Here is a 7,354-nt window from a genome sequence, read left to right as displayed (position 1 = left end):
CGGGTCGAGCACGGCCTGCAGGCGCAGGCTCTTGGCGTCCGCGGCGGGCCTGACCACGTCGAGCGCCGCCTCCACCACCGTGCGCAGATCCACCGGCCGCACGTCCAGGCGCATCTTGCCGGTGACGATGCGGGAGACGTCGAGCATGTCGTCGATGAGCTGCACCTGGGCGTTGGCGTTGCGCATGATGACCTCGAGCGCCCGCGTCAGCATCTCGCCCTGGAGCTGGCCCGACTTCAGCATGTGCGCCCAGCCGTACACCGCGTTGAGCGGGGTTCGCAGCTCGTGCGAGAGCACGGCGAGGAACTCGTCCTTCGCGCGGCTTGCCGCCTCCGCGCTCGCCCGGGCGCGCTGCTCCTTGTCGAGCAGCCGCGCGTTGTCGAGGGCGATGGCGAGCTGGGCGGCCACGCCGGCCATGATCGGCTCGAGACGCTCGGGGAACATACCGGGCTGCTCGTGGCCCAGGAAGAGCCCGCCGAGCACCTCACCGGTGCGCGAGAGCACCGGCACCGCCAGGTAGCTGGTGACGGGAAGGTGGCCGAGCGGCATCCCATAGTGGGGCGCGCTCCGGCCGTAGCTCGGGTCCCCACGCACGTCGTCGAGACGGATGATGCGCTCGCCGCGAAACGTCCGCCCGAGGAGATCGGTGCTGCGGGGCAGCGGGAACTGCTCGAAGGCCGCCCGGGACACGCCGGAGATCGCATAGAGCGTGTGCGACTCGCCCTTGTCGGAGACCGTGTTGTAGAAGAACGCGCCGACCTGCGCCCCCGCCAGCAGCGTCGCCTCGTCGGTGAAGGCCTGGACCAGAGCAGTCAGCTCGGTCCGGCCGCTGAGCCGCTGGCCGATGCGGCTGATCGTCTCGAGATCCTCGGTCTTCTCTTCCGCCTCGCGCCGTGCGGCCTCGGCGCGCGCGAGCAGCGCTTCCCGCTCCGCCGCGGCATGCTCGCGCAGCTCCTTGAGCTTGAGGTGGGACTCCACGCGCGCGACGAGCTCGCGCGCGGCGAACGGCTTGGTCACGTAGTCGTCGGCGCCCGCCTCCAGGCCCTCGATCCGCGCCTCCTCGCCGGCGCGCGCCGAGAGGAGGATCACCGGAACGCCGCGCAGGGCCGCATCGGCCCGCACCGCGTTCAGCAGCGCGAAGCCGTCCAGCCCCGGCATCATGACGTCGGCGAGGATGAGGTCGGCGGAACGGGCCCGTAGCGCGGCCAGCGCGGCGTGCCCGTCGCCGGCCGCCTCCACCTCCCATCGCGTGCCGAGCAGGCGCCCCACGTACTCCCGCATGTCCGCATTGTCGTCGGCGACGAGGATGCGCGGGCGGCGGCCGCTCTCGCCGGCTCCCCGCCCGGGCTCGGGCGCCGCGGCGGCGGCAAACGGCTCCGCGATCTCGTCGCCCTCCTGGGGCAGCCAGCCGAGCGCTTCCTCGAGGAAGGCCGGCGCGCTGGACGCGGAAGAGGCGACGGAGCCCGCGGCGATGTGGTCGGCGGGCAGGTGCGCCCGGCCACGGGGCAGCGTGACGAAGAAGGCGCTGCCGCGGTCGGGCGCGCTCTCGACTCGCACGTCGCCGCCGTGCAGCCGCACCAGCTCCAGGACGAGGGCAAGCCCGATGCCGGAGCCCTCGTGGGTGCGGGCGCGCGCCGCCTGCACGCGATGGAAGCGGTCGAACACGCGCGGCAGCTCGGCGGCGGCGATGCCGATCCCGGTGTCGCGCACCACCAGCTCCACGGAGGTATCGTGGTCCACCAGCTCGACGCTGATGGTCCCTTCGAAGGTGAACTTGAGCGCGTTGGAGAGGAGGTTGAGGACGATTTTCTCCCACATCGCGCGGTCCACGTAGATGGGCTCGAGGCCCGAAGCCAGGCGCACCTCGAGCCGAAGGCCGGCTTGCTCGATCGCCGAGCGGAAGACGCCGGCCAGCTCCGCGGTGAGGCGACCGAGGTCCGTCGGCTCGTACGTCGCTCGGTGGCGGCCGGCCTGGATGCGGGAAAAGTCGAGCAGCGTGTTGACGAGCTTCAGGAGCCGGCGGCCGTTCCGGTGCATCAGGGCGAGGGAGTCGTGCTCACCCGGGTCCATCGTCGAGGCCGGACGCCGAAGCAGATCCTCGAGGGGGCCGAGCATCAAGGTAAGCGGGGTCCGGAACTCGTGGCTGATGTTGCTGAAGAACACCGTCTTGGCGCGGTCGAGCTCGGCGAGGGCTTCCGCGCGCTTCCGCGCTTCCTCGTAGGACGAGGCCTGGGTCACCGCCACGCCGATCTGGGTGGCCACGAGATCCAGAAAGTCGCGATAGCCGCCCTCGAGGCCGAGGTTGCGGCTCGTTCCCACGACCATCAAGCCCGCGCAGTGCCCCGCGCGCAGGATCGGGTGCACCATCGTGCGCTCGGGCGCGGCGGTGTCCGGCAGCGCGTGCGCCAGCTCGGGCGGCGGCGACTTCATCACGACCGCCTCGCCGCTCCGCGCCACCGCCTCGAACGGCCAGGCGCGATCGGCGAGCGAGATGGTCGCGGCCCCGCGAGCGCCCACCTCGCGCACATCCGTGCCGGCCTCCTCGAGCAGGTAGAGACGCACGAAGGGAAGATCCTGGCGGTGGGACGCGAGCGCGTCGAGGGCGAGGAGGCACGCCTCGTCCACCGAGCGCCCCTCCTTGGCGCGTCCGAGATCGCGCAGGGCGCGGAGACGCCGCTCGCCGAGGACACGACCGGTGGTCTCGGTGACGATGCAGAACACGCCGTCCACCTTGCCCGCGTCGTCGCGCACGGGATCGTACGAGACGTCGAAATACGTCTCCTCGGTAAAGCCGTGGCGCTCGATGAGGAACAGCAGATCGTCTGCCTTGAAGGCCTCGCCGGTCCGGACCACGCCCTCGAGCAGCGGCTCGAGCTGATGCCAGACCTCGGGCCACACCTCCCGTCCCGGGAGCCCGAGCACGCGGCCGTGCTTCTGGCCGAGGACCGGAATGTAGGCGTCGTTGTAGAGCTTGACCAGCTCCGGCCCCCAGAAGAGGCAGATCTGCGCCTTGGAGGGCAGCGCCATGCTGACGGCGCGGCGGAGCGTTTCGGGCCAGGCAGCGATGGGCCCGAGCGGGGTCGCGCCCCAGTCGAGGCGCCGGATGCGCTCGCCCATCTCGCCCCCACCCGCCAGCCAGGGAGGTACGTCGCTCGTGGGTTGTCTATCCATACTCATGTGAACACTGCGACCCGGTAATTTCTCCCCAGCTCACTTGAAAACGCTTGGTCCTGCTTAGCACAAACGCGCGCAGCAGATCGGCATGCACCCGCGGTACCATCTCCGGGGTACCCCTCATGGACTCACTTTCGGAAGCCGAAGCCTATGCCGCCCGTCTCGCCGCCATCGTCACCAATGCCGAGGACGCCATCATCAGCAAGACCCTCGAGGGCCGGATCACGTCCTGGAACGGTGCGGCGGAGCGCATGTTCGGCTACACCGAGCGCGAGGTGCTGGGTCAGCCGATCACGATCATCATCCCCAAGGAGCGCCTCTTCGAGGAAGACGAGATCATCCGGCGCCTTCACCTCGGCCAGTCGATCGAGCACTTCGAGACCGAGCGCATCACCAAGGATGGTCGCCTCATCCCGATCGCGCTCACCGTCTCGCCCATCCGCGCCCGCGACGGCCACGTGGTGGGCGCGTCCAAGATCGCGCGCGACATCAGCGCGCAGAAGCGTCTGGAGCGTGAGCGGGACGAGCTGCGGCGGCTGGAGCAGGCCGCCCTGGCCCAGGCCCGCCTGGCGAACCAGGCCAAGGACGAGTTCCTCGCGATGCTCGCCCACGAGCTGCGCAATCCCGTCGGCGTCATCGTCAACGCGCTCGCCGTGCTGGAGCGGCCGGATGCCGTGCGCCCGCAGCAGGACCGCGCGCGCGGGATGATCGAACGTCAGGCGCATCACCTGGCCCGGCTGCTCGACGATCTGCTCGACGTGGCGCGGCTCGGCGGCCGGCTGGTCGACCTCGAGCGTGTGTCGGTCGATCTGCGCACTGCGGTCGAGCAGGCGGTGGAGATGGAGCGGCACCGGCTCGACACCAAGCGCCAGCGCCTGACCGTGTCCGTGCCCGGGGCCCCCGTCACCGTGGCCGGCGACCCGGTGCGCCTGCAGCAGATCATCGGCAACCTGCTGAACAATGCGCGGAAATTCACGCCCATCGACGGCACGATCCGGATCTCGCTGAGCGTCGAGGCCGGCACGGCCATCCTTGTCGTCGTGGACAACGGCCCCGGCATCCCTCCCGACAAGCTCGAGGCGATCTTCGATCTGTTCGCGCAGGCCAGCCCCACCCTCGCCCGGACGGAAGGCGGCCTCGGCATCGGCTTGACCTTGGTGCGCCAGCTCCTGGAGCTGCACGGCGGGAGTGTCAGCGCCAGCAACGAGCCCTGCGGCGGCGCCCGGTTCACGGTGCGGCTTCCGCTTGCGGCGCCGGAGGACAAGATGGACGCGCCTCCATCCGCCGCGCCGCCGGGGCGGGCGCAGCGCGTCCTCCTCGTCGAGGACAATCACGACGCGCGCGACATGCAGGCCACCTTGCTCCGCATGCTGGGCCACGAGGTGCTGGAAGCGGCCACCGGCGCCGAGGGCGTGGACGCGGCGGTGCGCCACGCGCCCGACGTCGTGATCATGGACATCGGGCTTCCCGACATCGACGGCTACGAGGCGGCGCGCCGCATCCGCCGGCAGCGGGGCGACACGGTGCGGCTCATCGCGGTCAGCGGCTACGGCCAGCCCCAGGACCGCGCGCTGTCCCACGAGGCCGGCTTCGACGCCCACCTGGTCAAGCCGGTGGACCCCGCCGCGCTCAACGAGATCCTCCAGGGCGCGCCCTAGCGCCGCCAGGCGCCCCCCGCCCCGAGGCTGCGGAACCCCCTGCCCGCCGGCCCGGAAACACGCTATTCTTGCGGGCGATTCGGGATCATGAAGGAGTCTGCCGCCACCCAGCTCGATCGCCAGACCCGAATGGCCGCGGTCGTCTTCGCGGACATCGTGGGCTTCTCGAAGAAGTCCGTGCCCGCGCAGCTGGCCGCCAAGGAAGAGCTCGCCAGCCTGCTGCAGCGCCTGGTCACGCCGTATCCCGCGTCGAGCCGCATCGTCCTCGACACGGGCGACGGCGCCGCGGTGGGCTTCCTGGTGAGCCCCGAGTACGCGCTGAGCCTGACGCTGCGGCTGCGTCGCGAGCTCGACGGCGCACCCGACGATAGCCTGCTGCGCTCGGGCGATCTGCGACTGGGCATCAACCTGGGGCCCCTGAAGGTCGTCACCGACGTGAACGGGCATCCGAACATGGTCGGCGAGGGGATCAACTCCGCCGAGCGCATCATGAGCTTCGCCGCCCCGGGGGAGACGACCGCATCGCGCAGCTTCCAGGAGGCTGTGTTCTATCTCGACGCGAGCTTCCAGACGCTGTTCGAGCCGCTGGGCCTGCGCGCCGACAAGCACGGACGCGAGCACGAGGTCTTTCGCCTGAGCGCGTCAGCAGGGGCGATCGACGCCGCGCTGCAGAGCCTCGGCGCGGTGGGCCGCACGACGACCGCCGTCGCGACGTCGACGCCGCGGAGCCGGTCCGTGGGCGCCGGGCTCATCGCCGCGGTCGCGATCGTCGGCGTCGGCATCGGGGCCTGGGTGGCGTGGCCGTCGCGCCAGGGCACTCGCGAGCTGCCCGCTGCTACCAGCGCGGCGCCCCGCCAGCCCGTGCCTCCGGCCGCGCCGGCCGCCGCGCCGGTCTCCACGCCGGCGGCGCAGTCCTCCGCGCCCGTCACACCGTCCGCTCCGGCGATACCGGCGCCCGCAGCCGCATCCGTCACACCGTCCGCTCCGGCGGCGTCTGCCCCCGCGGAGCCCGCTGCTGCGACCGCGCCTCCGGTGGCGGCCACGCCCGCGCCCGCCGCGCCGCCGGCCCCGACCCCCGTGGACGCCGCGGGCGCCCGGAAGCCTCGGCCGGCGGCACCGCCGTCCAAGAGCGTGATGGCCGCGCCCCACCCGAGCGTGCCGCCAGCCCCGACACCTCAGCCGAGCGCCCGCTGCTCGCGGCTGCTCCAGCGCGCCGCCCTGGGCGAAACGCTCACGCCGGACGAGCAACGGGAGATGACGACCTCATGTCGCTAGCCCATTCGCGAATGGTGATGATGTGCGGCGCCTGGCTGCTCGCCGCACTGGCGTTTTTCGCCGGCTGCGCGAGCCAGCCGCCACCACCACCCCCGCCGGCCGCGGCGCCGCCGCTACCGGAGCGTCCCGCGCCCCAGCGCTCGGATCTCACCTTCGCGCAGGGCATCGCCTATGCGGTGGACGACCTCTTCATCCAGCTCCAGCGGCTGCCCGCCTTCGCCCCCAGGGCCGGTGGCGCCGAGGCCAAGCGCAGCGTGATCGTGGTGGACACCATCATCGACGCCGCGACGGGACAGCAGACGCAGGCGACGCTGCTCGCCGAGGCCTTCGTCTACGAGCGCACGCAGGCCAAGTTCAAGCAGTTCGACGTCTACGCGGCCACGCCGGAGTTCCTCAAGCGCGCGGAGTACGTGGTCACCTCGACGATGACTCCGGTGATGAACGAGAAGGGCCTCTATCGGCTCAACATGTCCATGACCGAGATCCGCGCCGGCCTGGTCGTCGCCCAGTCGGCCGCGCGCGTCCGCGACGACTCGGTGGACGTCACGCCCACGCCCTTCTTCCGCGAGAGCCCGGCGATCGCGAAGGATCGGGTGATCGAGGGCCAGATCAAGACCGCCGAGACCGCCGCCGCCCAGCCTGCCGACGCGGTCTACATCGAGCGGCTGCCGACCTCCGCGGTAGTGAACGAGGGGATGGCCGCGATCAACGTGGGCAAGTATGCAGAGGCGCTGCCCTACTACGAGGAGGCGGCGAAGCGCCAGGACGGTCAGCAGCTCCGCGTCTACAACGGCCTCTACATGATCTACTGGAACCTCGGGCGCGGCAGCGACGCCGAGGCGGCCTTCGGCAAGATCGTCGCCCTCGGGCTCGCCACCAACAATCTCGCCGTGAAGTTCCTCTTCCGCCCGGGGAGCACGGACTTCTGGCCCGACACCAAGATCAGCGGGCCGTATCCCGTGTGGCTGCGTCAGATCGCCCTCCAGATGAAGGAAACAAAATCCTGTCTAAGAATAGTGGGGCACACGAGCCGCACCGGCTCCGAGGTGAACAACGAGCGGCTCTCGCTGCGGCGCGCCGACTTCATCAAGGGACGTCTGATCACGGAGTCGCGCGAGCCCGCCTCGCGCATCGAGACCGCCGGGGTCGGCTCGCGCGAGAACATCGTGGGAAGCGGCACCGACGATCAGCGGGACGCTCTGGACCGCCGGGTGGAGTTCCGCGTCATCCCCTGTCCCGGGGCCTGA

The 7,354-nt window shown here is 71.3% G+C and carries 4 protein-coding genes; 3 read left to right on the top strand and 1 reads right to left on the bottom strand.

The features are described from left to right. The coding region (locus VFX14_21260) for a histidine kinase dimerization/phospho-acceptor domain-containing protein (GenBank protein ID HEU5192227.1) at nucleotides 1-3,117 on the bottom strand (3,117 nt) is incomplete at its 3' end. Nucleotides 3,118-3,296: 179 nt separating this feature from the next. Between VFX14_21260 and VFX14_21255 the strand changes: the two genes are divergently transcribed. From VFX14_21255 to VFX14_21245, 3 genes are all read left to right on the top strand, one after another. Further along, nucleotides 3,297-4,832: an ATP-binding protein gene (locus tag VFX14_21255; protein HEU5192226.1), complete on the top strand. Its 1,536-nt coding sequence runs from the start codon at nucleotides 3,297-3,299 to the stop codon at nucleotides 4,830-4,832. An 87-nt stretch (nucleotides 4,833-4,919) separates the two neighbouring features. Beyond that, nucleotides 4,920-6,107, top strand: coding sequence for a hypothetical protein (locus VFX14_21250; protein ID HEU5192225.1), 1,188 nt, complete (start codon nucleotides 4,920-4,922; stop codon nucleotides 6,105-6,107). Then, complete coding sequence (locus tag VFX14_21245; GenBank protein ID HEU5192224.1) at nucleotides 6,098-7,354, top strand: OmpA family protein; 1,257 nt, start codon at nucleotides 6,098-6,100, stop codon at nucleotides 7,352-7,354. The genes VFX14_21250 and VFX14_21245 overlap by 10 nt, the downstream gene beginning before the upstream one ends.

This window comes from Candidatus Methylomirabilota bacterium (assembly GCA_035764725.1).
In the GTDB taxonomy this organism is placed as follows: domain Bacteria; phylum Methylomirabilota; class Methylomirabilia; order Rokubacteriales; family CSP1-6; genus DASRWT01.
Note: the sequence above shows the minus strand (reverse complement) of the source record. Positions and strands in the feature narration are given on the sequence as shown.